The organism is Rhizobium johnstonii 3841 (assembly GCF_000009265.1).
Classification (GTDB): domain Bacteria; phylum Pseudomonadota; class Alphaproteobacteria; order Rhizobiales; family Rhizobiaceae; genus Rhizobium; species Rhizobium acaciae.
The window spans coordinates 2871132-2887222 of the sequence record NC_008380.1; the positions used below are offsets into that span (position 1 = coordinate 2871132).

Genomic DNA, 16091 nt, shown 5'->3' on the forward strand with positions numbered 1-16091 from the left:
CATTATTCAGACCTCGGGGGAATTTCCAGATGAATTTCGTGAAAATACTCGCAGTCTCCGCAGCGGCGATTGCGAGCCTGTTGCCGCTTTCGGCCTGGGCGCAGTCCTTCACCGTCAAGGATGTCGCGGGTCGTGAAGTGACCTTCGACAAGCCGGTCGAGCGTGTGATCCTTGGGGAAGGCCGCATGCTCTACGCCGTCGCGCCGATCGAGAAGGAAGATCCCTTCGCCAAAATCGTCGGCTGGCGCAACGATCTCTGGACCACCGACAAGGACGGCTTCAACGCCTATGTCGAGAAGTTTCCGAAGGGCAAGGACCTGCCCTTTCTGGGCAACCTGACCGACGGCACGCTGCAGACCGAGACGGTCGTCAAGCTTCATCCCGACGTGCTGCTGCTGCCGATCGGCAACAAAGCGGCCGCCGACGAGGTGAAGCTCGAAGACATGCTGAACGGCATCGGCGTGAAGATCGTCTACATCGATTTCCGCGAGCACATTCTCGCCAATACCGAGCCGAGCCTGAAGATCCTCGGCCAGATCTTCGGCCATGAAGACCGCGCCGAAGCCGTCGCCAGCTTCTGGAAAGAGCAGATGGCCCGCGTCACCGACAGACTGAAGGCCGCCAATCCGCCGAAGCCGAATGTCTTCATGTACCGCGCCGCAGGTCTGGTCGAATGCTGCGGCACCTTCGGTCCCGACAATTTCGGCCTGATGGTCGATTGGGCCGGCGGCCACAATCTCGGCTCCGATTTCCTGCCGGGCTATACCGGCTCGATCAATGCCGAGCAGGTTGTCGCCTCCAATCCTGACGTCATCGTCGTCACCGGCTCCAACTGGAGCCAGACCAAGAATGCCAAGGATTATGTGAATGTCGGTCCGAATGCCGCCGCCACCTTCGACGACAGCCGCAAGGCGCTGAACACGTTGGTGGAAAACCCTGCCTTCACCGGCTCCAGAGCTGTTGCCGGCGGCAATGTCCATGCGATCTGGCACCAGTTCTATACCAGCCCCTACCAGTTCGTCGCCGTGCAGCAGCTGGCCAAGTGGTTCCATCCGAACCTCTTTGCCGATCTCGATCCCGATGCCACCTTCAAGGAATTCCACGAAAAATTCCTGCCGGTCGCATACCAGCCGGGTTACTGGGTCGACGCCAAGGTGGGTCAGTAGTCCAAAATGGCCGAGATCGCCGCCATATCGATCGAAGCCGAAGCCGGGAGGGAGCGCTACCGCGCCCTTGCCCGGCGCAAGCTGCTGATCCTTATCGCCATGACGGCAGCGCTCTGCCTGTCCTTTGCCGTCGATCTCGCCTGGGGGCCGGCCCGCTATAGTCTTACCGAGGTTGTCTCGGCCCTCCTCGACCCCTCCTCCGTTTCGGATCAGGTGCGGGCCGTCGTCTGGGACATCCGTATGCCGGTTGCGGTGATGGCGATCGTCGTGGGCGCGTCGCTCTCCGTCGCCGGCGCGCAGATGCAGACGATCCTCGCCAATCCGCTCGCCAGCCCGTTCACGCTCGGTATTTCAGCGGCGGCAAGCTTCGGCGCCGCACTGGCGATCGTCACCAGCGTTCCGCTTCTGCCTGTTGCAGCCGGCCTGCTGGTGCCGGTCAATGCCTTCATCATGGCGCTGATCGCCACGCTCTTCATCCATTTCGTCTCGCAGGCCCGCGGTGTCTCGGTGCAGACGGTGGTGCTGCTCGGCATCGCGCTGGTCTTCACCTTCAATGCCTTGCTCGCCTTCCTGCAATATCTCGCCTCCGAACAGGCACTGTCGGCTGTCGTCTTCTGGACGATGGGCAGCCTCACCAAGGCCACCTGGCCGAAGATCTGGGTGACGCTCGCGGTTCTGCTGGCAGCACTTCCCCTCTTTGCCCGCAATGCCTGGGCGCTGACGGCCATCCGCCTCGGCGAGGACAAGGCCGCAAGCTTCGGCGTCAATGTCCGCCGCATCCGGCTGGAAACCATGCTTGTGGTGTCGTTGCTTGCCGCAATACCCGTCAGCTTCGTCGGCACGATCGGTTTCGTCGGCCTCGTCGGGCCGCATATCGCGCGCATGATCCTCGGCGAGGATCAGCGCTTCTTCCGGCCGGGCTCGATCCTGTCGGGTGCGCTGCTCCTGTCGCTGACCTCAATCGTCTCGAAGTCGATCATTCCGGGCGTCGTCTTTCCGATCGGCATCATAACCGCCCTGGTCGGCGTCCCCTTCTTCTTCTCCCTCATCCTCTCGAACAGGAGCCGGTCGTGGTAGCGCTTCAGTTGCAGTCGGTCGGCGCCTATCACGGTCGCAAGCTCTTCGTCGAGGACGTGACGACGCCGGTGATGAAGTCAGGCGAGGTCGTGGCGGTGATCGGCCCGAACGCTGCCGGCAAATCGACCCTCTTCAAGCGCATCACCGGCCTCCTAAAAGGGCCGGGCCATGTCGTCGTCGAAGGCTCGAAGGCGAAAAACGCCATCGGCTACACGCCGCAGGATACCTCGGCAAACGCCGTGCTGACGGTCTACGAATCCATCCTGCTCGCCCGCAAGCAGGGCCAGTCCTGGGCCGTCAGCGACAGCGACCTGCGCTTCATCGACGAGATCATGAAGGCGCTGAACATTACCTCCATCGCCTTCCGCGACCTCGGCGCGCTTTCCGGCGGCCAGCGCCAGCTCGTCTCGATCGCCCAGGCGCTCGTCCGCGAACCCGAGATCATGCTGATGGACGAGCCGACCAGTGCGCTCGATCTCCACCGCCAGGTCGAGGTCCTCGACTTCATGCGCCGACAGGCCCGCACCAAGGGCATGATCGTGCTGATCGCCATCCACGATCTCAACCAGGCGCTGCGCTTCGCCGACAAGGTCATCGTCATCGCCAACGGCCGCATGCATGCCTGCGGCACCCCCCGCGACGTCGTCACCGCCGAGATGCTGCGGGAGATCTACAGGGTCGAGGCCCGGGTGGAGAGATGCTCGCTGGACCATGACCACGTGATTGTGGATGGGACGGCGCATTGAGGTGGCAAATCAGCCTAACTCATCAGTTGATCAGTCGCTGCGCAGTAAACTTGTCCGTAACAAGCATGTGGATGACTCCCACGCGGAGCGCGCCTGCGATTGCGTCGGTCTTTTTAGACCCGCCGGCAAGAGCAATGACCCGGTCCACCCGTTCGAGATCCTCGAGTGGAAGCCCTATGACCCGGTCGTCCAGGGGCGTCTTGACCGGCTTGCCGTTTTTATCGAAGAAGCGAAGCGAGATATCGCCGACGGCTCCCGCTTCCGCGAGATCAGACAGTTCGCGAGACGAAAAGATGTTGCCTGACCGTGCGAGAAGTTCGGACGGTTCGACTGCTCCGATTCCGACAATCGCAAGCGTTATGCTGCCGAACAAGTCCATCGTCTCCCGAACGTATGGATCGGCCTGCATAAGAAATTTTGCCTCTCTGGACGTCGTAACGCCCTGCACAGCGAGCAGTTTTGGCTCAGCGCCGGTCAGCCGAGCAAGCCGCGTGGTAAGCTGCGTCGCATGCGTTTGCACTGAAGGATCGCCCATGCCTCCAAGGGTTTGGACGACGTATTTCGCCTGAGCGCTCTTCAGGGGATGAATGTTCTCGACCATCTTGGAGATGGTCTGGCTCCAACTCGAAACGCCGATGATCTCCCCTGGCGCAAGCGTCACCTCCAAGAGATGAGCCGCTGCCTCTCCGATACGGGCCATGATGGCGCCGTCCCGATCTTCCGTGCACTCGACGACGATCGCCTCCGGCAAATCATATTTCTCGCGAAGCGCGCTCTCAAGCTCGCTGTAGGTGCCAACGGGGGGGGTCACGCTGGTTCGCACAATATCTTCGGCCTCGGCACGTTTGAGCATGCGCGACACTGTCGCCTGCGACAGGCGAAGGTGCTGTGCGATCTCCGCCTGTCGCCGCCCCTCCAAGTGGTACATCTGGGCGACCCTCGAGATGAGACGGAGTTCATTGAGGCGAGTCATCGCTAATCCTAGGGTGAATTTTTATTCATCATTAGCCGTTGTTTCGCGTGCCGTCGAGCGGGCAAGTGCATCATTCCAGGTATTCAGAAGCACCGCTCGATCCACGGGTTCCGGGTCAATGATATGTGAGCTCCGGGGCAGCTCCGCGATAACCTGAAGATCGCTCCACAAGCCAAGTGAGAGACCCGCGAGATATGCGGCTCCCAAAGCCGACGCCTCGGGTGCTTCGCATTGGATCACGGGATGTTCGATGAGATTCGAGACACACTGCATCAGGAAGCGGTTCTGGCTCGGTCCGCCGTCGACATAGAGCGCCCCGAGCTCGCCGCCGCTTTGTGCTCGCATGGCGGCGATCACGTCGTGCACCTGGAAGGCGATCGAGTCGGTTACCGATCGCGCCATTTGCGCACGTGTCGTATTGAAGTTGATCTGGGAAAACAGGGCCCGGGCGTCGGAATTCCAATAGGGTGCGCCCAGTCCCACGAATGCTGGCACGAAGCCCGGTCCGCCCGGTTCGGCGCTCGCCGCAAGTTCGACGAGGGCCGCCACGTCCGAAAGGCCGAGAATGCCCGCCATCCATGGGAGACTGGCGGCGCAGACGAGAATATTGCCTTCGAAAGCGAAAGTCGGCTTTCCATGGAGACGCCATGCGACGGTCGTTGTGACGCCGTTGCGTGGAGGAATAAATTGCGGAAGCGTCGTCATCACCGACGAGCCGGTTCCGAAGGTTACCTTGCCATCACCCGGCTTGAATGCTCCATGACCGAACAGCGCAGCATGACTGTCTCCGATCACGGCCATGATCGGAGTTCCATCCGGCACCCCTGGCAACCCTTGCGTCCTGCCGAAGTCGGCAGAGCTGTCGAGTACCTCGGGGAGGAGCGCGATATCCACGCCGAAAATCTCGCCAAGCTCCTCGCTCCATCTCTGCTCCCGGAGATCGAACAACTGGCTCCTGGCGGCATTCGAAGCGTCGCAAACATGCCGGCGCCCGCCTGTCAGGCAGTGGACGAGCCAACTGTCGACCGTTCCCAGCCGCACCGATCGCCCGGCCGGAATACGGTCGAGCAGCCATCGGAATTTCGAACCCGGGAACATCGGATCCAATGGCAGGCCTGTGAGCGCCTGCACACGGTCAAGGCGGCCTTCGACAATGAGACGTTCGCAATCCTGTGCCGTTCGACGGCACTGCCAGCTTACCACCGGTCCAAGCGCGTCTCCCGTTTCGGCGTCCCAGGCAGTGACAGACTCGCGCTGATTGGAAATGGCCACCGCCTCGATAGCCACATCGGGGGGGGCGTTCAGGCAGGCGTCGATCGCTTCGCAGACCGATGCGTAGAGCCTATTTGGGTCTTGTTCGACCCAACCCGGCTTCGGATAGGAAATGCCGACTGGAGCCGAACCTCTACCGACAATTTCTCCCTTCTCCGAAACCAGAACTGCCTTTGAATTGGTCGTGCCCTGGTCAATTGCCAGAATTGCCCGCATTCTATCCTCCCCAGATCAGACGGCAGCCGGGACGACAAAAAGCGTCCGGGCTGATCACGTCATCCCAGTTACTTGCGCCTGATCAGCGACTGCGCGGCGTCGGCGATTGCGGACGGCGCCATCCCGAATTCGTCGAGCAGGAACTCTGCCGAACCGGTCGGAGCGTAGACGCCGGGAACGCCGAGACGTTTCATCGGGACCGGAGCATTGTCGACCACCACTTCGGCGACCGCGGAACCGAGCCCGCCAAAAATCGAATGCTCTTCGGCTGTGACGATCGCTCCGGTTTCCTTCGCCGCGGCGATGATGGCGTCCTCGTCGATCGGACGAACCGTTGCAAGGTTGAGCACTCTGGCGTTGATGCCGCGTTCTGCGAGGATCTCGGCAGCCTTTAAGATTCGATGAGTCAAAGTGCCGTTTGCGATAAGGGTGACGTCGGAACCCTGGCGAAGGAGGTTTGCCTTGCCAAGTTCGAACTTGTGACCCTCCGGAAGAAGATCAGGCACACCTACGCGAGACAGACGCAGGAAACAGGGGCCGTTGTAGGCCGCGGCCCACTCAACCGCAGCAGCTGTTTCGATGCGGTCACAAGGCGCAATGACCGGAAGATTAGGCAGAACCCGCGTCCAGGCGAAGTCTTCGATCGAGTGATGGGTCGGGCCGAGTTCGCCATACGCCATTCCAGAAGAAATGCCGACCAGCTTGACGTTGGCATTTGAATACGAAATATCGGCCTTGATCTGCTCCAGCGACCGTCCCGTTAGAAACGGAGCGGCGGCGCACACGAACGGAAGGCGTCCGCCATTGGCGAGGCCTGCTGCAACCCCCACCATGTTCTGCTCGGCGATGCCGACATTGACAAGACGCTCTCCAAATTTCGCCTTGAAGCCGCCGAGCTTGGAGGAGCCCACGGAGTCGTTGCAGACGGCAACGATCGTTTCGTCTTCGGCTGCCAGCCGCTCAAGCGTGGTGGCGAATGCGTCGCGGCAATCGTAGAGCTTGGGTGCGTTTATTGGCGCGTTCATTACAGTGCCTCCGACAATTCTGCCAATGCGATTTCGTATTGTTCCTTGCTCGGTACCTTGTGGTGCCAGTCGACTCGGTCTTGCATGAACGAGATTCCATGCCCCTTGTTGGTGTGGGCCACGATGCAATGCGGTCTCGATCCCCGGTGTTCGAGGGCTGAAACGACTTCGCTCATATTGTTCCCGTTGATCTCGGTGACTTCCCAATCGAAAGCTTCAAGCTTCGGACGAAGCGGGGCGAGATCGTTGGTTTCCGCCAGGGCGGCGCCCTGCTGGAACCTGTTGTGGTCGATGACCAGCGTCAAGTTATCGAGCTTGAACTGCGCGGCCGCCATGATCGCTTCCCAGTTGGAGCCCTCCTGCATCTCACCGTCGCCGGTGACGACATAGGTGTGATACTTCGCGCCTGAGAGCTTGGCGGCTTTTGCCATTCCTATTGCGACTGGAAGACCGTGGCCGAGCGGCCCGGTATTCGTTTCGACGCCAGGAACCTTGTTGCAATTTGGATGCCCGTTCAGCCTCGAATGCGGCTGCAAAAAGGTGGAAATCTCTTCCTCCGGGATGAAGCCGCGTTTTGCGAGCGTCACATACAGCGCGCATGCAGTATGTCCCTTCGAAAGAACGAACCTGTCGCGGTCGGGGTGCTTCGGTTGATCGGGCCAAACATTCAGCACACGAAAATAGAGGGCAGTCAAAATGTCGATGACCGACATTTCCCCGCCAATATGGCCGGCGCCCGCTTCAAAGACCGCCTGGAGATCGCGCAATCGGATCTCGCGAGCGACCCGCTCGAGTTCTGTCGTATTCATGGATTCCTCTCATGCATAAATATTCAGTTATCAATATTTTTGCACAAGACACCGATTAGTCAAGCCCTTTAAGTGCTACACCAACAGTTGCAAGTCTAGAAATCCTGTTGACAGCCGGAAAGCAACTTGTTAATGAATTTTCCAGCATCGGTGAATATTTATTCGCAGAATGAATTAGCAGTCAGCCTAGGCATAGGGAGGAACAATGGTGGCGCTCGATATCAATGAACACGGGCTTTCGTCCGGCGCCTGGTTGAGCAAACTCAAGGGAGCCACCGGCCCGCTCGTGGGGCTGCTCGCGCTTTGCGTTTTCCTGAGCCTCAGCACCGACACGTTTCTTTCGGTTCGGAACGGTCTCAACATCCTCGATCAGATCACTGTCCTCGGCATCATGGCCGTCGGAATGACCTTTGTCATTCTGATCGGCGGCATCGATCTTTCCGTCGGCTCGGCACTCGCTCTTGCGATGATGGTCATGGGCTGGACTGCGAATGTCGCCGGCCTACCGTTGCCGGTCGGGATCGTTTTTGCTCTGGTCGCATCGGGCGTTTCGGGCCTGATCGTCGGACTTCTGGTGACGCAGTTCAGGGTTCCAGCGTTTATTGCCACTCTTGCGATGATGTCCGCGGCTCGCGGCGTCGCAAATATGATCACGGACGGCCAGCAGATCGTCGGATTCCCCGACTGGTTCATGATGCTGGCAATCGATCGCCATTTCGGCGTGTTGACAGCCACTGTGTTTCTCATGCTTGCGGTTGTTCTTGCGGCCTGGCTTTTCCTGCACTTCCGGTCCGAAGGTCGCATGCTCTACGCGGTGGGAGGAAATCCAGAAGTCGCGCGCCTTGCGGGTATCAACGTTCCGCTCGTGACGATTGGCGTCTACGTCGCAAGTTCAGTCCTTGCGGGGCTCGCAGGCATCGTACTCGCCGCCAGGCTGGATTCCGTCCAGCCGTCCAGTGGTCTGGGCTATGAATTGGACACCATCGCAGCGGTCGTCATCGGCGGGACTTCGCTTTCGGGGGGCGCGGGCGGTATCGGAGGAACACTGATCGGCGTTCTTATCATCGGCGTCCTTCGCAATGGGCTCAATCTTCTCAACGTCTCGCCATTCCTGCAGCAAGTGATCATCGGCATCGTCATCGTGCTCGCGGTCGGCGCGGAGACTATTCGTCGGCGTCGCGCCTGACAAACGAGGTCCGCCGCGTTGGCGGACCAGGAATTCCGCTCCAAGGGTTTGGGGCGGATCAATACCCCGAGGGGGAGGACATACCCGAGGGTTCCATCAAACAACGGAGGAAATACAATGAAAATTGCGCGCACCATGCTCGCGTCTGCTGCCCTGCTCGGTCTCATGCTCGGCCCAGTACACGCGGCGGAACTGAAGAAGCTCGGCTTGGCCGTTGCCAACCTTCAGGCAAACTTCTTCAACCAGATCAAGCAATCGGTCGAAGCCGAAGCCAAGAAGCGCGGCATCGAAGTCATCACGGTCGACGCAAAGGGCGACGGGCCGACACAGGTCAATCAAATCCAGGACCTCCTGACCCAGAAAATCGACGCGCTGATCTACATTCCGGCCGGTGCGGCGGCTGCGACCGTTCCGGTCAAGCTCGCGAAGAGCGCTGGTATCCCGGTCGTGAACGTTGACCGCAACGCCGAGGGAGCACCCGGCGATACCTTCCTTGCAACGGATTCCGTCGCGTCTGCCAAGGCCGTGTGCGACTACATTCTGAAGGAAGCCGGCGGCAAGGGGAAGATGGTCATCATCCACGGCCAGAAGGGCACGACGCCGGAAGTCGATCGTTCGAAGGGCTGCGCTGAATCTCTCAAGGCATATCCGGACGTCAAGGTTGTCGCCGAGCAGTTCTCAAACATCTGGAGCCAGGACGAAGGGTTCCAGATCATGCAGAATATGCTGCAGGCAAATCCGGACGTTTCGATCGTGTTCGCCCAGGCCGACGGCCTCGCCCTTGGCGCCGCGCAGGCGATCAAGGTCGCCAATCCTTCCCAGAAGATCGTGGTTGGCGGCTTCGATGGTGACACCGCAGCTCTCGAAGCGCTCAGCAAGGGTGTCTTCAACGTAACTGCGACCCAGCAGACGCAGAAGATGGGCCGCGACGCGGTTGAAAACGCCGCCAAGCTTGTCGCCGGAGAAAAGGTGCCACCGGTCCAGCTCCTGGATGCCACGCTGACAACCAAGGAAAACGTCGCAGGCTTCATCGCCAACCATCCGTAATGAAGTCGAGGTCTTGAGGAGGTGTGCCGTGACTGATCCAGTTCTTTCCCTGAGGGGCATATCCAAATGGTATGGGCCGCTCCAGGTTCTGAAGAATGTCAGCCTGGACGTCTATCCGGGCGAAGTGGTTGCACTTCTCGGTGAAAACGGAGCGGGCAAGTCAACGCTATCAGGCATCATCGCCGGGTCACGCACACCGTCCGAAGGATCAATGACATGGCTGGGGCAGCCTTATGCCCCGGCCACCCCAAGGGAAGCGATCGACAAGGGCGTTGTCCTGATCCACCAGGAGCTGCAGCTTCTGCCGCAGCTGTCGATCGCGGAAAACGTCTTCATCGGGCGCTGGCCGATGAAGAACGGCGTCGTCGACCGCGCCCAGATGGTTCGCCGGGCCCAGGACCAGCTCGCTCGCTTGAACCTTCACATCCCTGCAACGCGGACGGTCGCCGGCCTTTCCACAGCAAATCAGCAACTCATCGAGATCGCCAAGGCGCTGGCTCTCAACGCAAAGCTCCTGATCCTCGATGAGCCGACGGCCGCCCTTGGCGGCGCGGAGACGGAAGCTCTTTTCGAACAGGTTCGGAAGCTTCGCTCACAAGGTGTCGGCATCGTCTACATTTCCCACCGCATGGAAGAGATCAAGCGAATCACCGACCGGATCGTCGTTCTTCGCGATGGCGAGCGCGTGCAGGAATTCTCCGACAGCGCGACACCGGTGCGAACGATCGTCGAGAGCATGGTCGGACGCCCGCTTGACCGCTTGTTCCCTGCCCTGCCGGTTCCGACAGACCATCCAGTCCTCCAGGTGTCGGGGCTGTGCTCGCCCGACAACTCGTTCCGCGACGTTACCTTCGATGTGCGGGCCGGGGAAATTCTCGGGATCGCCGGACTGGTCGGCGCCGGCCGCACGGAACTTGTCCGCGCCATTTCGGGCGCTGACCCAATCAGTGCAGGTTCGATCAAGCTGGAAGGCGAAGAACTCAGGCTGCGCGATCCTGCGGATGCGATCGCCAAGGGCATCGTGATGGTCCCGGAAGACCGCAAGGAGCAAGGCCTGGTTGTCGGGCACCGGATCGGCGAGAACATTATCTACGCCAATCTCGACAAGCTGGGCGGGCGTTGGATTACGCCGAGCGTCAAGCGCTCGTTTGCGGAGAAGGCAGTGGCCAAGTTCGGCGTGAAGGGCCGTGCGGAGCAATATGCCTCGGACCTGTCCGGCGGCAACCAGCAGAAGGTGGTCATCGCGAAATGGCTGATGCGCGATCCTAAGGTCGTCGTGCTCGACGAACCGACGAGAGGCATCGACGTCGGCGCCCGAGCCGGCATCTACGACATCATCGTCAATCTTGCCAAACGGGGCGTGGCGGTCATCGTCGTAAGCTCGGACCTCGAGGAAGTTCTCGGAGTCTCCAATCGCATTCTCGTGCTTGCACAAGGCAAACAGGCAGGCATTCTCAATCGTGACCAGGCAAATGACGTTTCGGTCATGGAGCTAGCCACCATCTAAACAGACAGAGAAAGGAAGAGCGGTGTCCGACATCACTCTGAACGCCCCGAAGCTTTTCGATCTCAGCGGCCAGGTTGCCATCGTTACCGGAGCCGGGAGCGGCATTGGGCAGCGCATTGCCATCGGCCTTGCGCAATGCGGCGCCGACGTGGCGCTGCTCGACCGCCGAACCGACGACGGATTGGCCAAGACGGCTGAACATATTCGCGCCGCCGGCCGCCGCTCGATCCAGATCGCGGCGGATGTCACGAGCAAATCTTCCCTTGGAGAGGCAATAGCACGTACCGAAGCCGATCTCGGCCCATTGACACTTGCAGTCAACGCGGCGGGCATCGCTAACGCGAACGCCGCGGAAGAGATGGAGGAGGACCAATATCAGACGTTGATGGATATCAACCTGAAAGGCGTCTTTCTTTCCTGCCAGGCAGAGGCTCGCGCCATGCTGAAGAATGGACGCGGCTCCATCGTCAACATCGCTTCCATGTCCGGTGTGATCGTAAACCGCGGGCTGAGCCAAGCGCACTATAACGCCTCCAAGGCGGGCGTCATCCATATGTCGAAGTCCATGGCGATGGAATGGGTCGACCGCGGCATTCGCGTCAACACCATCTCCCCCGGATACACGGCAACGCCCATGAACACCCGTCCGGAGATGGTCCACCAGACCAAGCTCTTCGAAGAGCAGACGCCGATGCAGCGCATGGCAGCGGTGGACGAGATGGTAGGCCCGGCGGTGTTTCTGCTGTCAAATGCGGCAAGTTTCGTGACCGGCGTCGATCTTCTCGTCGATGGCGGTTTCTGCTGCTGGTGATGAGAAAGCTCATTGCCGGCGCTGGAAAGTGACCGATCTCGCTTCCTCCCTGGCTGAGATCGAGGCGCTGAAGGGACCAACGGGCAAGACGGCGTGCGATATCGCCGTCTGCCCGCCCTTCACGCCGATCGAACGGGCTGTCGAACGGACGGAGGGCTCGGACGTCGTCATCGGCGCCCAAGACTGCCTGAATTCGCGACAACCGGTTGAGCTCCAACAATGATCGCATGGTAGGTCGCACCCAGATTTGCTGTTTACCGATGGACAAGGAAAGAGCATGAAACGCTTTGAACAGAAGACTGTCGTCATTACCGGGGGTAGCCGCGGCATCGGCGCCGCCATCGCCAGACGTTTTGCGCGCGAGGGCGCCAATCTCGTCGTCTCGGCCAACGAGGACCTGGTCCATAGCGTTGCCGAACAGATCCGGGCCGAAGGCGGCAAGGCGATCTCCTTCATCGGTGACGTCACCGACAAAGCGAGCGTCACCGCCCTCTACGATGCCGCCGAAAAGGAATTCGGCTCGGTCGACGTCTCGATCCAGAACGCCGGCGTCATCACCATTGCCCGCGTCGAGGACCTGACCGAAAACGAGTGGGACAAGGTCATGGCCGTCAACACCAAGGGCGTCTTCCTCTGCGCCCAGGAGGCGATATCGAGAATGCGCAGGCACAAGCGCGGCGGCCGCATCATCAACACCGCTTCCGGCCAGGCCCGTGACGGCTTTATCTACACGCCGCATTATGCCGCCTCGAAAATGGGCGTCGTCGGCATCACCCAGAGCCTGGCCAAGGAAGTCGCGACCGAGAAGATCACCGTCAACGCCTTCTGCCCCGGCATCATCGAGACCGACATGTGGGCCTATAACGACCAGGCATGGGGCAAGCTGCTCGGCAACTACGCCCCCGGCGAGTTGATGAAGGAATGGGTCGAGGGCATCCCGATGAAACGGGCCGGCTCCGGCGAGGATGTCGCCGGCCTGGTTACCTTCCTCGCCAGCGACGACGCCGCCTATATCACCGGCCAGACCATCAATGTCGACGGCGGCCTGATCATGTCCTGATGCATGTCGCCCAAAAGTGCGCAGTGGTTTTGGGACAACGACATGCATGGAAGGATCAAAGCACCAACGAAGCACGGAAGGCGACCCGGTCGTCGCCTCCGTGTGAACAGTGTGTCCATCGGCGTTAGGGCAGCTTTGCATTTTTGCCGGGTCGAGTGACCTTGCCATCCGCCTGTTTTTGATCCTATCTTTGAAATGTTCTCGGGGCGGGGTGTAATTCCCCACCGGCGGTATCAGGAGCAATCCTGGAGCCCGCGAGCGCTTCCGGCACCTCCTGTCGGAAGGTCAGCAGATCCGGTGAGATGCCGGAGCCGACGGTATAGTCCGGATGGAAGAGGACAACACGGGCAGTCGCACTCCATCCGGGAGTCGGCTGACGTTTGTTCGCCCAAGGGCAGAAGGCTCGCTCACGGATTGAGCCGAGCAGACCATGTCAGCCCGCTGACATAACCCTTGAAAGGCCAGACAGCATGACTATCGCAAGAATTGAAGATGCCATATCAGCCATTGCCAGCGGCAAGATGGTCGTCGTCGTCGACGACCAGAACCGGGAAAACGAAGGCGATATCGTGGTCGCGGCCGATGCCGTCACCCCGGAAACAATCGCCTTCATGATGAACCACGCCCGCGGGCTCGTTTGCATTGCCATGGAAGGCGAGCGTCTCGATGCACTCGATATCCCGCTGATGGTGCCCAACAACACGGAATCGCACAAAACCGCCTTCACGGTCTCGGTCGATTATCTCAAGGGCACGACGACGGGCATTTCTGCGGCGGACCGCGCCGCCACCGTCCGCGCCCTCGTCGACGATCGCACAAAGCCCGACGAATTCGCCCGCCCCGGCCACATCTTTCCGCTCCGCGCCAACCCCCGCGGCGTGCTCGGCCGCCCTGGCCACACCGAAGCCGCAGTCGATCTCGCCCGCCTCGCCGGAAGGATCCCCGCCGGCGTCATCTGCGAAGTCGCCAACGACGACGGAACCATGTCCCGCCTGCCCGAACTCACGCTCTTCGCCGAACGCCACAACCTCCCCCTCGTCACCATCGAGGATCTGGTCGCCTATCTCGAACGCCAGGCGGCAAGAGACATACGCGAAGTCGCCTGATCGACGCCTTAGTTGCGGCGGCATAGCCCGCCGCAACTAAGAACGCCGAAGCGATGACCGTGACGGCACTGTCCCTTGCTCGCCCTATGTCCGGCTGATCGAAACGCCGCCATCCGCCAGCATTGCCGTGCCGGTCACGAAGCTTGACATGTCGGAGGCGAGGAAAAGCGCTGCATTGGCGATCTCGTCGGGTTGCGCCATGCGTTTCAGCGCATGCAATCCCTCCACGAAGGCGAGCACTTCCGGCGTGGCATCGGGCGCGTTGGTGATGCTGGCGGGTGTGTCGGTGCCGCCGGGAAGCAGTGCGTTGACGCGGATCTTCTGCGCTCCGAGTTCAGCGGCGAGCACCTGCACGAAGCCGATCAAACCCGCCTTGCTCGCCGCATAGGCGGCCATGCCGGGCATGCCAACGGTGTGACCGACGAAAGTCGAGGTGAAGATGAGCGATCCGCCGGCTTTTCCCATCGCCGCCGACTGGTACTTGGCGCCGAGGAAGGCGGCGGTGAGATTGGTCTCGATCGTCTCGTGCCAGCCCTCCAGCGACAGCCCGGCGACCGGCCCCATCTCACCGAGGATGCCGGCATTGTTGAAGGCGATGTCGAGCCCACCGAAGCGCGAGACCGCCGTTTCGACGAGCCTTGCCTGCAGCGCCTCATCCTTGACATCGCCTGATATGGCGACGGCCTGACCACCCTCCGCCTCGATTTCCGCGATGACGGCATCGAGCGCGTCCTGCCGCCGGCCGGTGACCACGAGCTTGGCGCCTTGCCGCGCAAAGAGTTTCGCCGCCGCGCGGCCGATGCCGGAGCTTGCGCCGGTGATGATGGCGATCTTGTCGTTGAGAAGTGTCATATCGATCTCTCCTGGGTTGTTGCGAGATCTGAGATGCTCAAACATCAGGCGATGCAGCCACCCGTTTCCCGCGCAGGAAGAGAAAAACGCCTATGGCCCGAACCGGCAGCGCGACGGCGCGTCCTCATCGACGCGTTGATTGCGGCGTCGGAACTGTCGGAATTCAGCTTATAAAACGGAGATTTGCCTGGACTTCCACCCACACGCCTGCGTTGACACCGGCGCCATTGTGCACCGCGTCATCGATTTATGCTTGGTGTGACATTCATCCGATTCCCTTGATGCATCTTCGCGACTAAAAGGAGCGCACAGGTAACGGGAATCTCTTCATGCCGCGGTCACGCAATACTGAGGGCGCCATCTATATGAGCTTGGCGATGGCCGGCTTTTCCGCGAGCGACGCCCTGTCCAAATCGGTGATCGCCTATATGAACGCCGGCGAAATCATGTTCCTGCGCGGCCTCTTCACCAGCCTGCTCGTCTATCTGATCGCCTGGAAAATGGGCGCGCTGCGCTCCTGGCGAGTCATGCTGCAGCCGATGATCATCTTCAGGATCATCTGTGAGACGCTCTCCGCCGTCACCTATATCACCGCGCTCGGCATGATGCCGATCGCCAATGCCTCGGCGATCCTGCAATCGCTGCCGCTGGTCGTCACCTTCGGAGCGGCGCTCTTCTTCGGCGAGCCTGTCGGTTGGCGGCGCTGGTCGGCGATCCTCGTCGGTCTCGTCGGCGTAATGATCATCATCCGCCCCGGCCCGGAGGGATTCACCGCCGCCGCCCTCCTCTGCGTCGCCGCGGTGCTGACGACGGCCGGCCGCGATCTCGCCACCCGGAGCATCAGCCCGGAAATTCCCTCGCTGATGATAACCGTCATCACCGCCATATCAGCCTCCTTCTTTGGCGCGCTCCTTATCCCGGTGCTCGGCGGCTGGCAGCCGGTCAGCGCTAACGCGCTTGGGCATCTCGTGCTCGCATCGGTGCTGGTGCTCGTCGGCTACCAGTCGGTCATCCTCGCCATGCGCACCGGCGAAATCTCCTTCGTCGCGCCATTCCGCTATACCAGCCTGATCTTTTCCTCTCTGCTCGGCTTCCTCTTCTTCGCCGAAGTGCCTGACAGCTGGACGCTCGTCGGGGCTGCGATCGTCATCGCATCCGGCCTCTATACGTTCTATCGTGAGGCCAAGCGCCGTTTGTCGCCGATTGCGCAGGAATCCGCGCCGCGCGCGCCGGTTTGA

General features: G+C 60.8%; 16 protein-coding genes and 1 riboswitch. Of the genes, 11 read left to right on the forward strand and 5 right to left on the reverse strand.

The genetic code is table 11. The features are described 5' to 3' along the window. Positions 1 to 29: 29 nt before the first annotated feature. The 3 genes from RL_RS14010 to RL_RS14020 are packed head-to-tail and all read left to right on the forward strand — an operon-like array spanning position 30 to position 2989. On the forward strand, positions 30 to 1166 hold the full coding sequence (locus RL_RS14010) for an ABC transporter substrate-binding protein (protein WP_011652249.1): 1137 nt from the start codon (positions 30 to 32) through the stop codon (positions 1164 to 1166). 6 nt (positions 1167 to 1172) lie between these two features. Next, positions 1173 to 2243, forward strand: a complete 1071-nt coding sequence (locus RL_RS14015; protein WP_011652250.1) for a FecCD family ABC transporter permease — start codon at positions 1173 to 1175, stop codon at positions 2241 to 2243. Then, positions 2237 to 2989 (forward strand): ABC transporter ATP-binding protein, encoded by a 753-nt coding sequence (locus RL_RS14020; protein ID WP_011652251.1) that lies wholly within the window; start codon positions 2237 to 2239, stop codon positions 2987 to 2989. Before RL_RS14015 ends, RL_RS14020 begins: the two co-directional genes overlap by 7 nt. A gap of 22 nt (positions 2990 to 3011) precedes the next feature. Here the strand turns inward: RL_RS14020 and RL_RS14025 are convergent, their stop codons facing one another. From RL_RS14025 to RL_RS14040, 4 genes are all read right to left on the reverse strand, one after another. Then, positions 3012 to 3962, reverse strand: a complete 951-nt coding sequence (locus tag RL_RS14025; protein ID WP_003540269.1) for a sugar-binding transcriptional regulator — start codon at positions 3960 to 3962, stop codon at positions 3012 to 3014. 21 nt (positions 3963 to 3983) lie between these two features. Then, positions 3984 to 5450, reverse strand: a complete 1467-nt coding sequence (locus RL_RS14030; protein WP_011652252.1) for an FGGY family carbohydrate kinase — start codon at positions 5448 to 5450, stop codon at positions 3984 to 3986. 68 nt (positions 5451 to 5518) lie between these two features. Further along, on the reverse strand, positions 5519 to 6475 hold the full coding sequence (locus RL_RS14035; RefSeq protein ID WP_011652253.1) for a transketolase family protein: 957 nt from the start codon (positions 6473 to 6475) through the stop codon (positions 5519 to 5521). Continuing rightward, positions 6475 to 7284 (reverse strand): transketolase, encoded by an 810-nt coding sequence (locus RL_RS14040; protein WP_011652254.1) that lies wholly within the window; start codon positions 7282 to 7284, stop codon positions 6475 to 6477. Before RL_RS14040 ends, RL_RS14035 begins: the two co-directional genes overlap by 1 nt. A 205-nt stretch (positions 7285 to 7489) precedes the next feature. On the opposite strand from RL_RS14040, the gene RL_RS14045 reads away from it, so the two are divergent. From RL_RS14045 to ribB, 7 genes are all read left to right on the forward strand, one after another. Then, the gene (locus tag RL_RS14045) at positions 7490 to 8470 is read left to right on the forward strand and encodes an ABC transporter permease (protein ID WP_027667634.1); all 981 of its coding nucleotides are present in this window, start codon (positions 7490 to 7492) and stop codon (positions 8468 to 8470) included. A gap of 117 nt (positions 8471 to 8587) precedes the next feature. Continuing rightward, positions 8588 to 9517 (forward strand): sugar ABC transporter substrate-binding protein, encoded by a 930-nt coding sequence (locus tag RL_RS14050; RefSeq protein WP_003540275.1) that lies wholly within the window; start codon positions 8588 to 8590, stop codon positions 9515 to 9517. Positions 9518 to 9545: 28 nt separating this feature from the next. After that, on the forward strand, positions 9546 to 11024 hold the full coding sequence (locus RL_RS14055; RefSeq protein WP_028741191.1) for a sugar ABC transporter ATP-binding protein: 1479 nt from the start codon (positions 9546 to 9548) through the stop codon (positions 11022 to 11024). A 22-nt stretch (positions 11025 to 11046) separates the two neighbouring features. Next, complete coding sequence (locus RL_RS14060) at positions 11047 to 11835, forward strand: SDR family oxidoreductase (RefSeq protein WP_003540277.1); 789 nt, start codon at positions 11047 to 11049, stop codon at positions 11833 to 11835. Between the two features lie 28 nt (positions 11836 to 11863). Then, entirely contained in the window at positions 11864 to 12058 is a 195-nt protein-coding gene (locus RL_RS14065) for a triose-phosphate isomerase (RefSeq protein WP_028741190.1), read from the forward strand. Between the two features lie 54 nt (positions 12059 to 12112). Continuing rightward, positions 12113 to 12895 (forward strand): glucose 1-dehydrogenase, encoded by a 783-nt coding sequence (locus RL_RS14070; protein ID WP_011652257.1) that lies wholly within the window; start codon positions 12113 to 12115, stop codon positions 12893 to 12895. A 193-nt stretch (positions 12896 to 13088) separates the two neighbouring features. Next, positions 13089 to 13239, forward strand: a riboswitch (FMN riboswitch). 126 nt (positions 13240 to 13365) lie between these two features. After that, the gene (gene ribB, locus RL_RS14075; RefSeq protein ID WP_011652258.1) at positions 13366 to 14001 is read left to right on the forward strand and encodes a 3,4-dihydroxy-2-butanone-4-phosphate synthase; all 636 of its coding nucleotides are present in this window, start codon (positions 13366 to 13368) and stop codon (positions 13999 to 14001) included. Between the two features lie 84 nt (positions 14002 to 14085). On the opposite strand, the gene RL_RS14080 is transcribed toward ribB, so the two are convergent. Then, complete coding sequence (locus tag RL_RS14080; RefSeq protein ID WP_011652259.1) at positions 14086 to 14853, reverse strand: SDR family oxidoreductase; 768 nt, start codon at positions 14851 to 14853, stop codon at positions 14086 to 14088. 329 nt (positions 14854 to 15182) lie between these two features. Between RL_RS14080 and RL_RS14085 the strand changes: the two genes are divergently transcribed. Beyond that, positions 15183 to 16091 carry a DMT family transporter gene (locus tag RL_RS14085; RefSeq protein ID WP_011652260.1) on the forward strand — a complete coding sequence of 303 codons (909 nt, stop codon included), beginning with the start codon at positions 15183 to 15185 and terminating at the stop codon, positions 16089 to 16091.

Excerpts from the sequence above, each read along its gene's own strand:
- RL_RS14035 (WP_011652253.1), bottom strand. The coding sequence starts at position 6,475 with ATGAACGCGCCAATAAACGCACCCAAGCTCTACGATTGCCGCGACGCA.
- RL_RS14015 (WP_011652250.1), top strand. The coding sequence starts at position 1,173 with ATGGCCGAGATCGCCGCCATATCGATCGAAGCCGAAGCCGGGAGGGAG.
- RL_RS14070 (WP_011652257.1), top strand. The coding sequence starts at position 12,113 with ATGAAACGCTTTGAACAGAAGACTGTCGTCATTACCGGGGGTAGCCGC.
- RL_RS14050 (WP_003540275.1), top strand. The coding sequence starts at position 8,588 with ATGAAAATTGCGCGCACCATGCTCGCGTCTGCTGCCCTGCTCGGTCTC.
- RL_RS14080 (WP_011652259.1), bottom strand. The coding sequence starts at position 14,853 with ATGACACTTCTCAACGACAAGATCGCCATCATCACCGGCGCAAGCTCC.
- ribB (WP_011652258.1), top strand. The coding sequence starts at position 13,366 with ATGACTATCGCAAGAATTGAAGATGCCATATCAGCCATTGCCAGCGGC.
- RL_RS14025 (WP_003540269.1), bottom strand. The coding sequence starts at position 3,962 with ATGACTCGCCTCAATGAACTCCGTCTCATCTCGAGGGTCGCCCAGATG.
- RL_RS14085 (WP_011652260.1), top strand. The coding sequence starts at position 15,183 with ATGCCGCGGTCACGCAATACTGAGGGCGCCATCTATATGAGCTTGGCG.
- RL_RS14045 (WP_027667634.1), top strand. The coding sequence starts at position 7,490 with ATGGTGGCGCTCGATATCAATGAACACGGGCTTTCGTCCGGCGCCTGG.
- RL_RS14010 (WP_011652249.1), top strand. The coding sequence starts at position 30 with ATGAATTTCGTGAAAATACTCGCAGTCTCCGCAGCGGCGATTGCGAGC.
- RL_RS14030 (WP_011652252.1), bottom strand. The coding sequence starts at position 5,450 with ATGCGGGCAATTCTGGCAATTGACCAGGGCACGACCAATTCAAAGGCA.
- RL_RS14040 (WP_011652254.1), bottom strand. The coding sequence starts at position 7,284 with ATGAATACGACAGAACTCGAGCGGGTCGCTCGCGAGATCCGATTGCGC.